The 16,427-nt window shown below is 65.7% G+C and carries 14 protein-coding genes; 3 read left to right on the forward strand and 11 right to left on the reverse strand.

The window, feature by feature from the left end:
* Positions 1-10: 10 nt before the first annotated feature.
* A complete protein-coding gene (locus tag ACGVWT_RS06610) occupies positions 11-490 on the reverse strand; it encodes a dihydrofolate reductase (protein WP_315461829.1) in 480 nt (159 codons plus the stop codon).
* A gap of 34 nt (positions 491-524) precedes the next feature.
* A complete protein-coding gene (locus ACGVWT_RS06615) occupies positions 525-1,319 on the reverse strand; it encodes a thymidylate synthase (RefSeq protein ID WP_315461934.1) in 795 nt (264 codons plus the stop codon).
* Positions 1,320-1,427: 108 nt separating this feature from the next.
* Between ACGVWT_RS06615 and ACGVWT_RS06620 the strand changes: the two genes are divergently transcribed.
* Positions 1,428-1,853, forward strand: a complete 426-nt coding sequence (locus tag ACGVWT_RS06620) for a JAB domain-containing protein (RefSeq protein WP_315461830.1) — start codon at positions 1,428-1,430, stop codon at positions 1,851-1,853.
* Between the two features lie 330 nt (positions 1,854-2,183).
* Positions 2,184-4,487: a hypothetical protein gene (locus tag ACGVWT_RS06625; RefSeq protein WP_315461831.1), complete on the forward strand. Its 2,304-nt coding sequence runs from the start codon at positions 2,184-2,186 to the stop codon at positions 4,485-4,487.
* An 81-nt stretch (positions 4,488-4,568) separates the two neighbouring features.
* Here the strand turns inward: ACGVWT_RS06625 and ACGVWT_RS06630 are convergent, their stop codons facing one another.
* The 3 genes from ACGVWT_RS06630 to ACGVWT_RS06640 all read right to left on the reverse strand — a co-directional run bounded on the left by ACGVWT_RS06630 (position 4,569) and on the right by ACGVWT_RS06640 (position 9,062).
* Complete coding sequence (locus ACGVWT_RS06630; RefSeq protein ID WP_315461832.1) at positions 4,569-5,297, reverse strand: class I SAM-dependent methyltransferase; 729 nt, start codon at positions 5,295-5,297, stop codon at positions 4,569-4,571.
* The gene (prfB, locus tag ACGVWT_RS06635; RefSeq protein WP_315461833.1) at positions 5,297-6,424 is read right to left on the reverse strand and encodes a peptide chain release factor 2; all 1,128 of its coding nucleotides are present in this window, start codon (positions 6,422-6,424) and stop codon (positions 5,297-5,299) included. Before prfB ends, ACGVWT_RS06630 begins: the two co-directional genes overlap by 1 nt.
* A gap of 115 nt (positions 6,425-6,539) precedes the next feature.
* Positions 6,540-9,062, reverse strand: a complete 2,523-nt coding sequence (locus ACGVWT_RS06640; protein WP_315461834.1) for a transglycosylase domain-containing protein — start codon at positions 9,060-9,062, stop codon at positions 6,540-6,542.
* A 95-nt stretch (positions 9,063-9,157) separates the two neighbouring features.
* Between ACGVWT_RS06640 and ACGVWT_RS06645 the strand changes: the two genes are divergently transcribed.
* A complete protein-coding gene (locus tag ACGVWT_RS06645) occupies positions 9,158-9,868 on the forward strand; it encodes a CPBP family intramembrane glutamic endopeptidase (RefSeq protein ID WP_315461835.1) in 711 nt (236 codons plus the stop codon).
* 200 nt (positions 9,869-10,068) lie between these two features.
* On the opposite strand, the gene ACGVWT_RS06650 is transcribed toward ACGVWT_RS06645, so the two are convergent.
* The 6 genes from ACGVWT_RS06650 to ACGVWT_RS06675 all read right to left on the reverse strand — a co-directional run bounded on the left by ACGVWT_RS06650 (position 10,069) and on the right by ACGVWT_RS06675 (position 16,206).
* Positions 10,069-10,506, reverse strand: coding sequence for a hypothetical protein (locus tag ACGVWT_RS06650; protein ID WP_315461836.1), 438 nt, complete (start codon positions 10,504-10,506; stop codon positions 10,069-10,071).
* A gap of 41 nt (positions 10,507-10,547) precedes the next feature.
* Entirely contained in the window at positions 10,548-11,309 is a 762-nt protein-coding gene (locus ACGVWT_RS06655; RefSeq protein WP_315461837.1) for an ABC transporter permease, read from the reverse strand.
* Between the two features lie 58 nt (positions 11,310-11,367).
* Positions 11,368-12,297 carry an ABC transporter ATP-binding protein gene (locus tag ACGVWT_RS06660; protein ID WP_294286182.1) on the reverse strand — a complete coding sequence of 310 codons (930 nt, stop codon included), beginning with the start codon at positions 12,295-12,297 and terminating at the stop codon, positions 11,368-11,370.
* 90 nt (positions 12,298-12,387) lie between these two features.
* Positions 12,388-14,076: a sensor domain-containing diguanylate cyclase gene (locus ACGVWT_RS06665; protein ID WP_315461838.1), complete on the reverse strand. Its 1,689-nt coding sequence runs from the start codon at positions 14,074-14,076 to the stop codon at positions 12,388-12,390.
* 67 nt (positions 14,077-14,143) lie between these two features.
* On the reverse strand, positions 14,144-14,857 hold the full coding sequence (locus tag ACGVWT_RS06670; RefSeq protein ID WP_315461839.1) for a DsbA family protein: 714 nt from the start codon (positions 14,855-14,857) through the stop codon (positions 14,144-14,146).
* On the reverse strand, positions 14,854-16,206 hold the full coding sequence (locus ACGVWT_RS06675) for a M48 family metalloprotease (RefSeq protein ID WP_315461935.1): 1,353 nt from the start codon (positions 16,204-16,206) through the stop codon (positions 14,854-14,856). The genes ACGVWT_RS06670 and ACGVWT_RS06675 overlap by 4 nt, the downstream gene beginning before the upstream one ends.
* Between the last annotated feature and the right edge of the window lie 221 nt (positions 16,207-16,427).

Genomic DNA, 16,427 nt, shown 5'->3' on the forward strand with positions numbered 1-16,427 from the left:
GGCGGTGCCTTCAGTGCGCCGCGTCGGGGCGGATCAGCGTCACGAAGCTGTAGGCCGGGCGGTCGCCCTTGGCGGGGTGATCCTCGCGGGCCACCTCACGCCAGCCGTCGAACGGGGGGACGGTGGCGTCGCCGGGATAGTCGCCGTGGACTTCGGTGAGTTCGATGCGGTCGGCCTGGGGCAGGAACAGCGCGAAGACCTCTGCGCCGCCGATCACCGCGACGTCGCCGCCCGCCAGCGCCAGTGCGGCGGCGGGGGTGTGGGCCACCTCGGCACCCGCCGCGGCCCAGGCGGGGTCACGGGTCAGGACGATGTGGCGGCGGCCGGGGAGCGGCGACGGGAAGCTTTCGAACGTCTTGCGCCCCATTACCATCGCGCGGCCCATCGTCTGCGCCTTGAAGCGCTTCAGATCGGCGGGCAGCCGCCAGGGGAGCTGCCCGTCGCGGCCGATGACGCCATTGTCGGCCCGCGCGAGGTGGAAGGTGATCATGGGCGCCCACCACAGTAGGACTTTGGTGGGGTCCTCATACCGACACGGCCGCCTTGATGTGCGGCTGCGCGTCGTAATCGTGCAGGACGAAGTCTTCGTAGGCGTATTGGTCGATCGCCGGGGGCGTGCGCACGATTTCGAGGCGGGGCAGCGGGCCGGGCTGGCGGGTCAGCTGCAGGCGCGCCTGGTCGAGGTGGTTGGTGTAGAGGTGGCAATCGCCGCCGGTCCAGATGAACTCGCCGACCTCCAGCCCGCATTGCTGCGCGAGCATGTGGGTGAGCAATGCATAGCTGGCGATGTTGAACGGCACGCCCAAAAAAATGTCGGCGGAGCGCTGGTAGAGTTGCAGCGACAGCCGGCCGTTCGCGACATGCGTCTGGAACAGGCAGTGGCACGGCGCGAGCGCCATCGCGTGCAGCTCGCCGGGGTTCCACGCCGACACGATCTGGCGGCGCGAGGCGGGCTGCGTCTTGATCTGCTGAATCAGCTCGGCGATCTGGTCGATGTGGCGGCCGTCGCCCGCGTCCCAGTCGCGCCATTGCTTGCCGTAGACGGGGCCGAGCTCGCCCGCTTCGTCGGCCCATTCGTCCCAGATGCTCACCCGTTGCTCCTGCAACCAGCGCACGTTGGTGTCCCCGCGCAGGAACCAGAGCAGTTCGATGATGATCGAGCGCAGGTGCAGCTTCTTGGTGGTGAGCACCGGAAAGCCCTGAGCGAGATCGAAGCGCATCTGCGCGCCGAAGACGGAGAGCGTGCCGGTGCCGGTCCGGTCCATCTGCTCGGCACCGCTGGTGAGCACGCGGTCCATGAGGTCGAGATATTGGCGCATCCCCGCTGGGTAGCGGAGGCGGGTGCGAGTCGCCACCCCGGCGGGACTCGATCCGAAACGGATGCGCGTGGCGCTGCGCCCGGCGGCGGGGCGTGACAGGACACGGGCGTGACGACGACGCCCCCCTTGCCGGTCGTGGCCCCCTTGCCCGCTTTGAGCCCCGCCCCCGTGGTGACCGGCGCCGCGGCGGCGGCGCGGCTGTTCGCCGGGCTGGCGGAGGGCGCGGTGGAGCGCGCGGCGGTGCTGTATCTCGATCCGAAACGGAGGCTTCTCGGCCGCATCGATGTCGGCGGCGGGCGGGCGTCGGTCGCGCTGTCGCTGCGCATGGTGATCGCAGGCGCGCTGGCGCATGACGCCGCCGCGCTGATCCTGGGCCACGGCCATCCGAGCGGCGACGCCACCCCCAGCCCCGCCGACCTCGCCTATACCCGCGCGCTCGCCCGCGTGTGCGCGGCGGTGGAGGTGGACTTGCTCGATCATCTGATCCTGGCGGGCGACCGCATCACCAGCCTGCGCGCGCTTGGGATGGTGTGAGTCGGGCGCGGATTCGGACGTGGCGGGGCCGTACCGCGGGTTCCAAAGTGGACAATACGTAACGTGCGGGATCGGGGACCCGCATGTTCGAACCGGAGACTGGAAGGGGGCAGCGGGGCAAAGCGCTCGCGGCATGAGGGATATGTGGGGTGGGTGGGGTGAGATTGGAAGGGGCGGTTATGATCCATGACGCCACCTGAACCATCTGATAGCAATCGCCCAATAGCGGACATACAGGACCCGGTGCCCGCACCTTGCCCCGCTATCAGACGGAGGGATATTCTTGCGAGCCTGTAAGGCAGACTGCAATCGTAACCGGGGGAGCAGAGCATGCCAAAATCGCGCGGGCGAAAGCCAAAAAAGCAAGCCGTAGCGCGGCATCAAGGCAATCCGAACGGGATGATTTTTAGAAAGTTGGATTTCGGTATCGGAGACCGTCACGAGGAGTTTAAGCAAGCCCTCGTTAAATCCGCTCGCGAGGATGTTGAGGAATATCCAAAGCTTCTCGATCAGTTGTTCGGGGTATTGAAAGAGCGCATGCCGGAGAGCGTCGTCTCGACGTTCGCATTTTATGGCACTCGCGCTACGATAAACGGCAAGGGCGAAACCCGCACGCTGACCAAAGGTATCGAGCAGCATCACATTGAGCTGCTTCAAGGTATAGCCCTCACGCTGCCAGCCGCCGAATGGGGCGAGGTGCCTTCTACGGCGGAAGCGATGCAGACCGTGTTCGACATCGTGCCGCAAATTTCCGACACAATTTTCAAGCGGCGACTGATCGCCGAGACAGACAAAGTGGATGACGCCCAGCGGGCCCTTATGTCACTTCAGGAGAAAGTGAGGCTGCACACTCAGGCTGTCCGGAACTGGGGATATTTCAGCGAGGTCAAACTGATCTGTCGCGAGTTATACGCGCCGCTGGATGCCAAACTGGAAGCCGCTGAGGGTTACACCTTCAGCGATATTCTCGACATATCCGAGACAATTTTAGCGACGATTGAGCTGCGCGGTAACGACCATATGGACGCCTTGAGGGGCGTGCTGCGCGGGCGCGACGGCAAAAGCTTGGTTGAGGGCTATTTCCGTGAATTCCCAGATCTCGTCGGCACTGCTGAGGACTTGTTCGCAATCATACCGGAAGGAACACAACGCGAAGGAGTTATAGGTTTCCTTATTTCGCATTCGGACCTGCGGCATTCGGGGAATATGTCCGTCACGGCCGTGGAGATCGCCGCGCTGACGGGTAAGGACGCTGATCGGGTTGATCGCATTTTGCGCATGCTCTCGTTCGAACCTGGGGAACTCGCTGGCCAGAAGATCGAACATATGTTTCTTTCGAATCCGGTCTGGTCTCGCCCCGGAATTTATCTGGGTGGTGAGTACATGTTTGTGACGCCGCAAGCGATCTTCAGCCATATCAATGAAATCATGTGGAACGTCGCAACCTCTGCGAAGATCGAAGCCGACCTGTCGGACCGTCGCGCGACCTATCTCGAGGACAAAACGGAATCGGTGATCCAGTCGGTCCTACCCACGGCAAGGATTGCCAAAAATGTAAAATGGATGGACGGCGTTCAACAGTTCGAAACGGATATACTCGCTGTCGTCGATAACACGGTGTTTCTTGCCGAAGCAAAGTCACATCGGTTGACGCCTCAGGGTTTGCGCGGCGCGCCTGACCGCCTCAAACGTCATTTGAACGACATGGTAATCGCACCCTCCGTTCAATCCGAACGGCTAGCCGGGCACATTGTCGCTGCGCGCGGTGGCGATGCAGCCAGCCTCGTGATAACGCAGTCTCTAGGTCTGGATGCGGAAAAGATTGATCAGATTATCCGGATATCGCTGACGCTCGACGATCTGTCTATTCTAAGCTCGTCGGAAGAAGAGATGGCGAAGTTGGGGCTTATCCCCGCCAACCACAATCTGGCCCCGACGATGCATATCGCGGACCTGTGTTGCATCGGCGATATTCTCGACGAAGAAATCCCATTTCTACATTATCTTTCGGAGCGCTTTCACTTCCAGAAACACTTCGAATTATTTGGGGATGAGCTAGACTTTCTTGGCGTCCACCTTTCAACGGGCTTCAATCTCGGGAGGCAACGAGCAGATTTCCGTCATCTGATGGTGTCGGGCATGTCTGACGTGATCGATCGGTATTATAATGCTCGTGACGCCGGGATAGCATTGCAGAAGCCCGCACCGACGATTCACCGATGTTACAAGGAAATCATCGACAAACTGGCTAGGACGAAGCCGGACGGATGGACCACCATTGGCATTTCCATCCTCAGCTCTGCGAGCCCCGAAGAGCAGCCGAATGTTGAGCGCGGTCTGAAAAGGCTAAGGCAATCGGTCACGCGCAAGAATGCGAAGCCCGGTCACGAATGCTTCATGGAGATCGTGCCCCCGCTCGATCGTAAGGCGACGGTTGGGTTCTATGTCCATCAGGATGAAAACACTCACCTGCGGCGCCGGCATATGGAACATTTCGCAGCAGAAGCGCTAGAGCGCGAAGAGACCGCGAGCTGTGTCCTGTTCGCCAAGAATACCGACAACTGGTCGTCGCCCTACGAAGCGGCGCTACTCGTACAGCGCCGAGGAAAAGTCGTACCCGAGCTTAAAAGCTGACAGGCCGCTTTCTCCCATCACTGAACATTCGGGCTTCGGCTTATTCGTCGCCAACCCGTCAACTGGCACTAACGTCTTGGATCAATCCCGCATCACGCACGGCTTGATCGCCTCGGGCTCCGGCCGCGGGCCGACCGCCTTGAACGTCGCCATATAGCCGCCGGCGGACGGCATGTCGGTCATCGCGACCTGGCGGTAGCCGACCGCCTCGAATTCGCACTTCAGCAGCGCAGGCGGCGTGCCGTGGTTCTTGGTCTGGCGGTTGGCGTCGACGACGACGACCAGGCCCTCGGGCTTGAGCGAGGGCCTGAGGCGCCAGAGGAATTCGTAGGGTTGTTCGATCTCGTGGTACATGTGGACCATGAGGACGCGGTCGAAGCTGGCCGGGGGCAGCTTGGGGTCGGCGGGGGTGCCGAGGCGGACGGCGACGTTTTCGAGGTCTTCGCGGGCGACGCGTTCCGCCAGCGCATCGCGGACGCTGGCGACGATATCCTCGGCCAGCACGCGGCCGTGTTCGCCGACGCGTTGCGCGAGGCGGATGGTGTAATAGCCCTCGCCCGCGCCGATGTCGGCGACGGTCATGCCCTTGGCGATGCCGGCCTTGTCCATGACTTCGGCGGCTTCGTTGAGGCGATCGCGCGCCTCTTCGTTCGACCAGCGCGACGAGACGATGTGCGCGACGGGGCGGTCGGCGTCAGGAAACTCGCTCGGCGCGTCGTCGCGCTTGAGCAGGGGCTTGGACCCGTCGCACGCGGCCGCGACGAGGCACAGCCCCGTGGCGGCGGCGATGGCGAAGGCCCGGGCGCGCATCAATCGACGTCCTCCACGTCGACCTTCTCGCCCGTCACGCGCTGCGACAGCGCGGCGGCCATGAACGGATCGAGCGCGCCGTCGAGCACGTCGCCGGGCGCGGTGGAGGTGGTGCCGGTGCGCAGGTCCTTCACCAGCTGATAGGGCTGGAGCACGTAGCTGCGGATCTGATGGCCCCAGCCGATGTCGGTCTTGGTGGCGTTTTCGGCGTTGGCGGCCTGTTCGCGCTTCTGCAGTTCGAGTTCGTACAGGCGCGCGCGCAGCTGATTGTACGCCTCTGCCTTGTTCTTGTGCTGCGAACGCTGGTTCTGGCACTGCACGACGATGCCGGTCGGGATGTGCGTGATGCGCACCGCGGAATCGGTGGTGTTGATGTGCTGACCACCGGCGCCCGACGCGCGATAGGTGTCGATGCGCAGGTCGCTTTCGTTGTAATCGACGACGATATTGTCGTCGATCACCGGATAGACCCAGACGCTGGAGAAGCTGGTGTGGCGGCGGGCGGCGCTGTCATACGGGCTGATGCGGACGAGGCGGTGGACGCCGCTTTCGGTCTTGGCATAGCCATAGGCGTTCTCGCCCTTCACCAGCAACGTCGCGGACTTGATGCCCGCCTGTTCGCCGGCGTGATAGTCGATCAGCTCGACCTTCATGCCGCGGCGTTCGGCCCAGCGCGTGTACATGCGCTGGAGCATGCCCGCCCAGTCCTGGCTCTCGGTGCCGCCGGCGCCCGAGTTGATCTCGATATAAGTGTCGTTGGCGTCGGCCTCGCCCGCCAGCAGCGCCTGGATCTTGTCGTGGTCGGCGCGTTCCGCCAGCGCGGCAAGTGCCTCGACGCCCTCCGCCTCCATCGCGGCGTCGCCCTCGGCCTCGGCCATTTCGATGAGTTCGACGGTGTCGTCCATCTCGGACTGGATGGCGCGGGTGGCGGTGATCGCCTCGTCCAGGCGGCGGCGTTCGCGCATCACCTCCTGCGCGGCCTTGGGATCGTTCCACAGCGCCTGGTCCTCGACGCGCGCGTTCAGCTCGTCGAGACGACGCAGCGCGCGGTCCCAATCGAGGAACCGGCGCAGCAGCGCCAGCGCGTCATTGATACGGTCGACGTGGGACTGCGCTTCGGCGCGCATGAAACTTCTCCAATCAGAATCGTCATCCCAGCGCAGGCTGGGATCTCGTGCCGCAAGAGCGGGCTTCGCGGCGAAAGATGCCAGCCTTCGCTGGCATGACGTATATGGGACGGCGCTAGTAGATTCCGCCTTCCCTTTGCAAGAAATCGCTGTCGCGCTGGGTGTTGGTGGCGCGTTGCGGGGCGGCGGCGGTAGCGGTCGCGGCGGGCGTGGGCCCGCGGTGGATCGCGCGGCGCGGCTCGCTCTGCGGCTTGAACGCTTCCCAGATCACCGCCGCCTTGGGATCGGTGTCGGTCGGGAAGGTGCCATAGACCGGGCGGCCGGTGGCGCGATCGATGCGGACCATGCGGATGCCGGCGGGGGCGCGGAAGGGGATCTTGTCGAGCCCCTCATAGGCCTTCACCGCGAATTCCTTGAAGATCGGCGCGGCGAAGGTGCCGCCCTGCGCATAGCCGCCGAGGTTCGAAGGCGTATCGTAGCCGACGTAGAGGCCGCCGATGAACTGTGGCGTGCCGCCGACGAACCAGACGTCGGTCGGGCCGGTGGTGGTGCCGGTCTTGCCCATCATCGGCCGGTCGAGGTCGCGCAGCACGACGGCGGTGCCGCGCTGGATGACGCCTTCGGTGATGTGGACCATCTGGTAGGCGGTGAGCGGGTCGATCGCCTGGCGCGTGCGGTCGCCCGGGCGCGGCATCGGCTTGCCGTTGTAATCGGGGGCGTTGCAGCCGTCACAGCCGCGCCAGTTTTCCGGCCAGATGACCTTGCCGTGGCGGTCCTGCACGAAGTCGATCAGCGTCGGCGCATGCGCGCGGCCCTGGTTGATGAGCGTCGCATAGGCGTTGACCATGCGGCTGACGGTGGTGACGCCCGCGCCCAGCGCATTGGCGAGATAGGGCTGGTATTCGCCCACGCCCATCCGCTTCATGACGTCGACGACGCGCGGCATGCCGGTGGTCGCAGCGGCGCGCACCGTCATCAGGTTGCGCGACTGTTCGATGCCCCAGCGCATCGTATGCGGCCCCGCCCCGCGCGAATTGCCGAAGTTGCGGAAGCACTTCTGCCCCAGCCGCGCGCCCTGGTAGACGCAGAACGGGCCGTCGACGATGATGCTGGCGGGCGTCATGCCGTTTTCGAGCGCGGCGGAATAGACGATCGGCTTGATGGTCGATCCGGGCTGGCGCATCGCCTGCGTCGCGCGGTTGAACGCCTGCAACCGGCTGTCGAACCCGCCCTGCATCGCGAGCACGCGGCCGGTCTGCGGTTCTTCGACGACGAAGCCGCCGCTGATCTTCGGCACCGAGCGGATCGCGTAGCTGTTGCCCTGCGGCGCGACGGCGATGATGTCGCCGGCCTTCAGCGCGGCGAAGGCGGTGCCGCCACGCCCACGGACGGGCATCTGCGCCGCGCCGCGCGGCAGCGTGCCGGTCTTGCCGTCGGCGAAGCCGATCTGCCAAGCATCGCCCTCCCGCGCGATCACGATGGCCGCGCGCCAGTCCTTGTAATCGAGGCCGATGTTGGTGTTGAGCAGCGGCTGCAGCCAGCCGTCCGCGTCGTCCAGCGCGACGTGGCGCAGCGGGCCGGACCAGCCGCGCCCCGCATCGTAGCGGAGCAGGCCGTCGCGCAACGCCTGCGCGGCAAGGTCCTGCAACCGCGTGTCGAGGCTGCTGCGCACCCACAGGCCGCCGGCATAGACGCTGAACGGGCCATCGCGCTCGGTCTCGCCGAACTTGTCGATCAGCTGGCGGCGGACCTCTTCTACGAAATAGCCGCCGACGCGTTCGTATTTCGGCGTGCGGCGCAGGATGGTGCCGAGCGGTTCGGACACCGCCTGATCGTGCTGTGCTTGCGTGATGAAGCCGTTCTTCAGCATCTCGCCCAGCACGTAATTGCGGCGGGCGAGCGCGCGATCGGCGTGGCGGACGGGATCGTAGTTCGACGGGCCCTTGGGCAGGATGGCGAGATAGGCAAGCTGCGCGAGGTCGAGCTCGTTCAGCTCCTTGTCGAAATAGGCATGGCTCGCCGCCTCGACGCCGAAGGCGTTCCGGCCGAGCGCGATCTGGTTGAGGTACAGTTCCAGAATCTGCGGCTTGGTGAGCGTGTCCTCGATCTTATAGGCGAGGATCGCTTCCTTGAACTTGCGCGTCGGCGAATATTCGTTGCCGATCAGCAGGTTCTTGGCGACCTGTTGGGTGATGGTCGACCCGCCCTTGGCACGGCGGCCGGTGCCGAACTTGCGCACGTAATCGATCACCGCGCCGCCCAGGCCCGGATAATCGACGCCGTGATGTTCGAAGAAGGTCTTGTCCTCCGCCGCCAGGAAGGCGCGGACGAGCAATGGCGGATATTCGGCGTAGCTCAGCTCGACGCGGCGTTCGCGGGCGTAGGACTGGATCGGCGCGCCATCCGCACCGCGTACGTTGGTGGGCAACGGCGGTTCGTAGCTGCGCAGCTGGTCGACCGACGGCAATTGCCGCAGCACCGTCACCCACAGAACGCCATAGCCGACGACCGCCAGCACGGCGAGGATGGCGAGCCCCTTCACCCACCAGCGCCCCCAGGAGCGGCTGACGAGGCCACGCACGCCGCCGGCGTCGCGGAAGGCGGTGAATCGGCTGGTGCGGGGGGGATCGGACGCCATAGACTGGAGCGCGCATCTACACGGCTTTGGCCGCGCTTGCCAGCCTGTGGGCCGGCATACTGGCGCGAAGGCCGACGAGCCGATAGGCGGCGGCGATGCTCGTCGCGATCCTCCTCGTCCTGACGCTCGGCTATCAGGCGCTGATCCTGTGGCGCGGGCAGCTGATGGCGGGGTGGCGGATCAGCTTTGCTGCACGGCACCTGCGCTGGGCGTCGGGGCTGTGGCTGGGATACGGCCTGCCGGCGCTGCTGGGGCTGGCGGCGATCGGCGGTTTGGGGGCGATCGGGGGCATGCCCCTCGCCTTCCTGCCGCTGGCGCAGGCGCTCGGCCTGCCGCCGGGGGCGATTTCGGCGACGACGATCGCGCTGGGGCTGGCGGGCGGCAGCGCGCTGGGGCTGGCGCTGACCTGGTGGCGGGCGCGGCGCGGGCGCGGCCCCTGGACGATCGGCGATGCCAGCGCGCTGCTGCCGCGGCGCGACGGCGATCTGTGGCCGGCGGCGGTGCTGGCGCTATCGGCGGGGGTGACGGAGGAGCTGTTCTTTCGTCTGTGGCTGCCGCTGATCGTGACGCTGGCCTGCGGGTCGGGCGCGGTGGGGATGGGCGTGGGCACCGCCGCCTTTGCCGCGATGCACCGCTATCAGGGATGGGCCGGGATGGCGGCGAACCTGGTCGGCGGCGCATTGCTCGCGGCGCTGTACATGGGGACCGGCAGCCTGTGGGTGGCCATCGCGGTGCATGCGCTGGTCGACCTCAACGCGCTGGTGCTGCGGCCGTGGGTGGCGTCGCGGGTGCGGGCGTCGGATTGACGTCCCACTCCGTCACCCCGGCCAAAGAGCCGGGGTCCCGCTGATCCCGACGCCGCGGAACAAGCGGGACCCCGGGTCAAGCCCGGGGTGACGGAGTCAGTTCTTCAACCGCCAGCTGCTCATGAAGATTCGAGCCATGATGGCGAGGCGGGGGACGAGGACGCCGAGCGTCATGCCGCAGTTGAGGTCGATGGCGGTCGCTACGGCTTCAGGCTGGCTGTCAGAGCTTCATCGAGACGCACGCCCAAGGCGTTGAGACAGTTCGGAGACCGCATCTCGCGTCCGCCTTTCGTGACCACGAAATACAATGGCCCCGGCAATGGATGGACAGGCACGCTGCGACAGGAGATCTGCGCCATGCCTTCCGCCTCGACGCGAGACGACAATATGCGCAAGAGCGCGAGATCATAGGGTCGGATCGGCTTTGACGTCACGATCGGCGGCGCGGCGCTATAAGGATCGCACCCTCCTTCGGCTATGTTCAGCCTTCCCCGCTTCAGGTCCCATGTCAGCGTGGTCGTGGCGCAGAACTCGCGCGCATCGTATCGGACGATGCGCCAGTCGTCGCCTGCCCTTGCAAGTGCCGGAGATGTCGCAACAAGCGGCAGCGTGGCTGCGATGACGAATGCGGCAACCATGTGCCAAGCGTAACGCGACGTTCGGCGGCCGTCCACGCCCTTCAATTCTTCAGGCGCCAGCCGCTTTTGAAGATCCAGGCGATGATGGCGAGGCAGAGGATGAGGAAGCCCAATGTGACGCCGAGGCTGACGGCGATGTCGACGTCGCCCTTGCCGAAGAAGCTCCAGCGGAAGCCGCTGACGAGATAGACCACCGGGTTGAACAGGCTGACCGTCCGCCACGGCTGGGGCAGCATGTCGATCGAATAGAAGCTGCCGCCGAGGAACGTCAGCGGCGTGATCAGCAGCATCGGCACGAAATTCAGTTGCTCGAAGCTCTTCGCCCAGATGCCGAGGATGAAGCCGAACAGGCTGAACGCGATCGCGGTGAGCAGCAGGAAGGCGACCATCGCGGCGGGATGATCGACGCGGATCGGGACGAAGAAGGCCGAGGTGACGAGGATGATGACGCCCAGCACGACCGACTTGGTCGCCGCCGCGCCGACATAACCCAACACCATTTCCATCGCCGACACGGGGGCGGACAGCAGTTCGAAGATCGTGCCGGTGAATTTGGGGAAATAGATGCCGATCGAGGCATTGCCGACGCTCTGCGTGAGCAGCGACAGCATGATGAGGCCCGGCACGATGAAGCTGCCATAGCCCACCCCGTCCACCGTCTGCATCCGGCTGCCGATCGCGCCGCCGAAGACGATGAAATAGAGGCTGGTGGTGAGCACCGGCGCGACGAGGCTCTGCCAGAGCGTGCGCAATGCGCGGGCCATTTCGAAGCGATAAATCGCCCAGACGCCGTGGAGATTCATGCGCGGCCCGCCTTTCGGAAAGTCACAAAAGTCGCGTCAAAGAGGGTGTTTTGCGCGCTCATGCCCGCTCGCCTACCAGGTCGACGAAGATGTCCTCGAGGCTCGACTTGGAGGTTTCGAGGTCCTTGAACGCGATGTCGCGTGCGGAGAGTTCACGCAGGAGCGAGGGGATGCCGGTATGCTCCTCGGTCGCGTCGAAGACGTAGCGCAGCGTCTTGCCGTCGTTTTCGAGGGTGAGGTGCCAGCGATCGAGGCCATCGGGCACCGCCGACAGCGGTTCGACCAACGCGAGGTCGAGTTCGCGCTTGCCGAGCTTCTTCATGAGTGCCGATTTCTCGTCGACCAGCAGCAGCTGCCCCTTGTTGATGACGCCGACGCGGTCGGCCATTTCCTCGGCCTCTTCGATGTAATGCGTCGTCAGGATGATGGTGACGCCGCGTTCCCGCAGGCCGTGAACGAGCTTCCACATGTCGCGGCGCAGTGCCACGTCGACGCCGGCGGTGGGTTCGTCGAGGAACAGGATCTCGGGTTCGTGCGCGAGCGCCTTGGCGATCAGCACGCGGCGCTTCATGCCGCCCGACAGCTCCATGATCTTGGCGTCGCGCTTGTCCCACAGCGACAGGTCGCGGAGGATCTGTTCGATATAGGCGCTGTGGCCCGACCGCCCGAACAGCCGCCGCGAAAAGGTGACGGTGGCGAGCACGGTTTCGAACATGTCGACCGACAGTTCCTGCGGCACGAGGCCGATGCGGCGGCGCGCGGCCTTATAGTCGGTGATGGCGTCGTGGCCGGCGACGTGGATCGTGCCGGTCGACGGCGTGACGATGCCGCAGATGATGCTGATCAGCGTCGTCTTGCCGGCGCCATTGGGGCCGAGCAGCGCGAAGATTTCGCCCTTGTTGATCGTCAGGTCGACGCTGTGGAGTGCGGTGAAGCCACCCTTATAGGTCTTGGACACGCCGGACACGGCGAGGATCGGTTCCGGCATCGTTGCGCCCCCTTTGCGGGGCGGGAGATAGGGTCCTGAGTCGGCTGGGAAAAGGGGGGCACCGATCCGTCTGCGACCGGCGCCCGTCCGTCATTCCGCCGCGAGGGGGATTTCCGCCATTGCGTCGCGTGCGCGATCGGCGCTCATCACGCGGTTGCGGCCTGCGGATTTGGCGTCGTAAAGCGCGGCGTCGGCGGCGGCCATCAGCGCCGGGATCGTGCGGCCGTGGCGTTCCGAGGTGGCGACGCCGAGCGATGCCGAAATCGGGAAATTATAGGCGCTAGACAGCTCGGCGATCCGGCTGCGGATCACCTCGGCCCGGGCGACGGCGTGGTCGTGATCGCAATTGGGCAGGACGACGACGAGTTCCTCGCCGCCATAGCGACAGGCGACGTCGGTCTTGCGCAGCCCGACCAGCAGCAGCGGGCCGACGTCGCGCAAAATGTTGTCGCCGACGGCGTGCCCATGTTCGTCGTTGATGCTCTTGAAGTGATCGAGATCGATCATGATGATCGACGAGGCCGGCGCGGCGGGGCCGTTTCCGTCGAACAACCGTTCGAGCGCGTCCTCCATGTAGCGGCGATTGTACAGGCCGGTCAGCCCGTCGCGCAGCGCCTGGGTGCGCAGGCGTTCGCGCAGCGCGATGTTCGACAGCGCGAGCGACATGCCGTCGGCAAGCGCGGTGGCGACGAGGCGCAGTTCGCCGGTGTCGGCGGACTCCCCTTCCGGGGCGACCATCACCAGCATGCCGAGGATGTTGCCGCGCGCGATCATCGGCACCTCGATCGAGGCCGACGCGCCGTGGTGCGCATGCATGCAGCGCAGCGACTGGTCGCCATCGCCGTTGACGTGCGGCTTGCCCCGCTTGAGCGCCCAGCATTCGTTGGGCGTGATCGTCATCGGCAACAGCTGATCGGCGCGCGCGTCGCCCCACTGGGTGGACAAGTGCAGCCGGTCGCCCGAATTGTTGAAGACATACAGCGCGCCCGGCACGCTCGGCGCGAGCTGCGATGCGGTCGCCGACAGGATCAGATTGGCGTCGCGATGATCCTCCGCCGCCTGCAGCATGTCGTGCATGCCGAACAACAGCTCCAGCCGACGCCGGGTCGCCGCCTCGCTGGTCATCGCATCCAGGCGGCCGCGCGATTCGGCGATCACCCGACGGTAGGACCGGCCGATCGCCAGCGCGAGCAGGATGACCGACGCGATCTGAAACCAGAACAACAGGTTGAAGATCATCCAGATGCGCATCGATGCGGCCGCGGCATCCGCCCGGCTGCGATCGATCGCCTGCCCGACCGACGCCTGCACTTCCTCCATCGCCTGCTCCGCGGCGGGCAGGGTGAGGATACCGACCGCGCGCGCGTCATCGTGCGTTTCATAAGCGGCGACGGTGCGGCGCCACCCCTGTACCAGCGTCTGGATTTCGCCGTGGATGCCCGGATCCAGCGCATAGCTGCGCTGGTCGATACGCAGGCGCGGCACGATGGTTTCGACGTCGCGGAGCGAGGTGTAGAATTGCGCGATCGCCCTGCCATCATGGCGGACGCCCGCGACGTTGTGGAGCGCGTCCTCCGCGTTGGACAAAGCACGCGACAGATCGGCGAGCGCGGCGGCATGCGCGTCGAACCGGGTCCGCTGTTCGCGGCTGGCGTGGATCAGGGCGTAAGCGGTCAGCTGCGCAAGGACGATCGCGAGCGTGGCCAGCAGGATTGTCCGCGGTGCCGAGAACCGCCGGGATAGCGACCGGTCGAAATGCAAGCGCTTGAAGACCGTCATGAAATGTCCTTTCGACGGGACTATCATTCCGGACTTTGACAAAGTGCTAATGCGATAACCGGTCCGCTTACCGTGCCCGCGCCGCCTGTATCGCCTTCTCGATCTCCTCGATCGGCAGCGCGCCGGACAGGATGCGGTCGCCGACGACCCAACTCGGCGTGCCGTTCATGCCGAGCTTGACCGCAGTCTGCATGTTCTTCGCGATCTCGGCGGTGATGACGGGGCTTTGCAGGCCCGACAGGCTGACGCCCGCCTTCGTCGCCGCCGCCTGGATCGAGGCGTCGCTGACCGGGCCGCCGGCGTAGAGCGCGTCGTGGAAGGCCTGGAACTTGCCCTGCTGCGCGGCGAGCAGGCTGGCGCGGGCGGCGACGCGGCTTTCGTCGGACAGGATGGGCAGGTCGCGGTAGACGACGCGCAGCTTGGGATCGCGCTTGAGGAGATCGGCGATCATCGGCAGCGAGGCGCGGCAATAGCCGCAATTATAGTCGAAATATTCGACCAGCGTCACATCGCCCTTGGGGTTGCCGGCCCAGGCGCTGCCGAACGGGGTTTCGATATCGCGGCGATTGGCGGCGACGGCCTGGCCCGATTGCTGGTCCTGCAACTTCTGCATCGCCTGCGGAATGATCTCGGGATGGCTGAGGACGTAGTCGTGGACGACGCGCTCGATCCGCGCCTGGTCGGGGCCGCCCGGCGAGGCGAAGCGATCGTAGCTCCAGACGGCGCCCGCGCCGATCACGGCGCCGAGAGCCGCGATCAGCGGGAAAGTGTATCGGGTCATCTCTTCTTATATTTCTTGGGGTTGTCGTCCATGTCGTTCTGCGCGGCCATGGCGATGTCCTGCGCCCGAATCCAGTCGGGCGTGTTCTTAGGGATATTGGCGAGCGCGTAGCGCGCGCTTTGTGCGGCGGTGCGCATGTCGCCGTCCATGCTGGCGCGTTCGGCGGTGGCAAGCGCGGCGCGCGCGGTGTCGCCGGTTAGTTCGTAGGCGGTGCCGAGCTGATACCAGGCGAAGGGATTCTGATCGTCGCGCCCGGTGGCGACGCGCAGCACGCGGATCGCTTCAGGATAATGCGTCTTGTCCTCGGTCGCGATTAGCGCGTGGCCGAAGGTGGTGGCGATCAGCGGGTTGTTGCGCGAGCCTTCGGTCGCGGCGCGCAGGGGCGCGATGGCGTCGGCGGGCTTGCCGGCTTCGAGCAGGATCTGGCCGCGGATTTCCTGGAAATAGGGATCGTCGGGCTTGGCCTTGATCAACGCCAGCGATTCGGCGTCGGCTTTGTCGGGATAGCCCGCCTTATGATAGGCATAGGCGCGGGCGTAATGCGCGTAGACGCTGGTGTCGGTGTCGGGGAAGTCGCGCAGCGTCCGCTCGGGCGGCATGACATAGCCTTCGAGCTTCGCCTTCACGCGGCGGAAGCGTTCCTCGAGCGCCGGATCGGACGGCGTATTCCACGACGGCGCGGCGGTGAGCACCGCGGTCAGATTGGCGATACGCTCGCCCGACAGCGGGTGGGTTTGCATGAACGGGTCGATATTCTCGACGCCGTAGCGATATTCCTGCTGCTGCAACGTCTTGAAGAAGGTGAGCATCCCCTTCCCCGTGATCCCGGCGGTAGTGAGGAAGCGCGCCCCGGCCGCGTCGGCGGAGGATTCCTGCGTACGGCTGAACGAGAGATACTTGCCCATGCCGGCCTGCTGGCCGAGCGCCATCAGCCCCGCCCCCGCCTCGCCCGCGCCGGCCGCGACGGCGGCGAGGCCGAGGACCATCGACAGAAGCGTGATGTGCATCGCAGGCTTGATGCCGGCATCGGCGAGGACGACGTGCCCGTCGGCGATATGCCCCAGTTCGTGCGCGATGACGCCCTGCACCTGGTTGGCGTTGGTCGCCGCCTGGAGCAGGCCCGAATGGACGTAGACGGTCTGGCCGCCCGCGACGAAGGCGTTGATCGAATCGTCGTTGATCAGCACGACCTTGACGTCGCGCGGCGACAGGCCCGCCGCCTTGACCAGCGGCGTGGACATGTCGGCGAACATCGCCTCCGTCTCGGCATCGCGCAGGATCGACTGGGCATAGGCCGGCTGGGCGGCCAGCAGCACGCTGGCGGCTGCGGCGATGACGAGGCGCTTCATGGCAGGCACGCACGCGATCATAGGCGGGGCGGACGGCGGGGTCACGGGCAAACGACGGATGCTGGCGGGCATGCGACGGATGGCTAGCGGCGGGCGGGTGAACGGGGGGTGAGCGGGGTTATCCAAGGCCGTCGCCCCAGCGAAGGCTGGGGCCTCCGGCGGCTCCTGCTGCGTGCGAGGGTTTGAAACCTCAACCCCGATCGTCGCCCCAGCGAAGGCTG

The sequence above is a fragment of the Sphingomonas sp. S6 genome (genome assembly GCF_043498045.1).
Lineage (GTDB): Bacteria > Pseudomonadota > Alphaproteobacteria > Sphingomonadales > Sphingomonadaceae > Sphingomonas.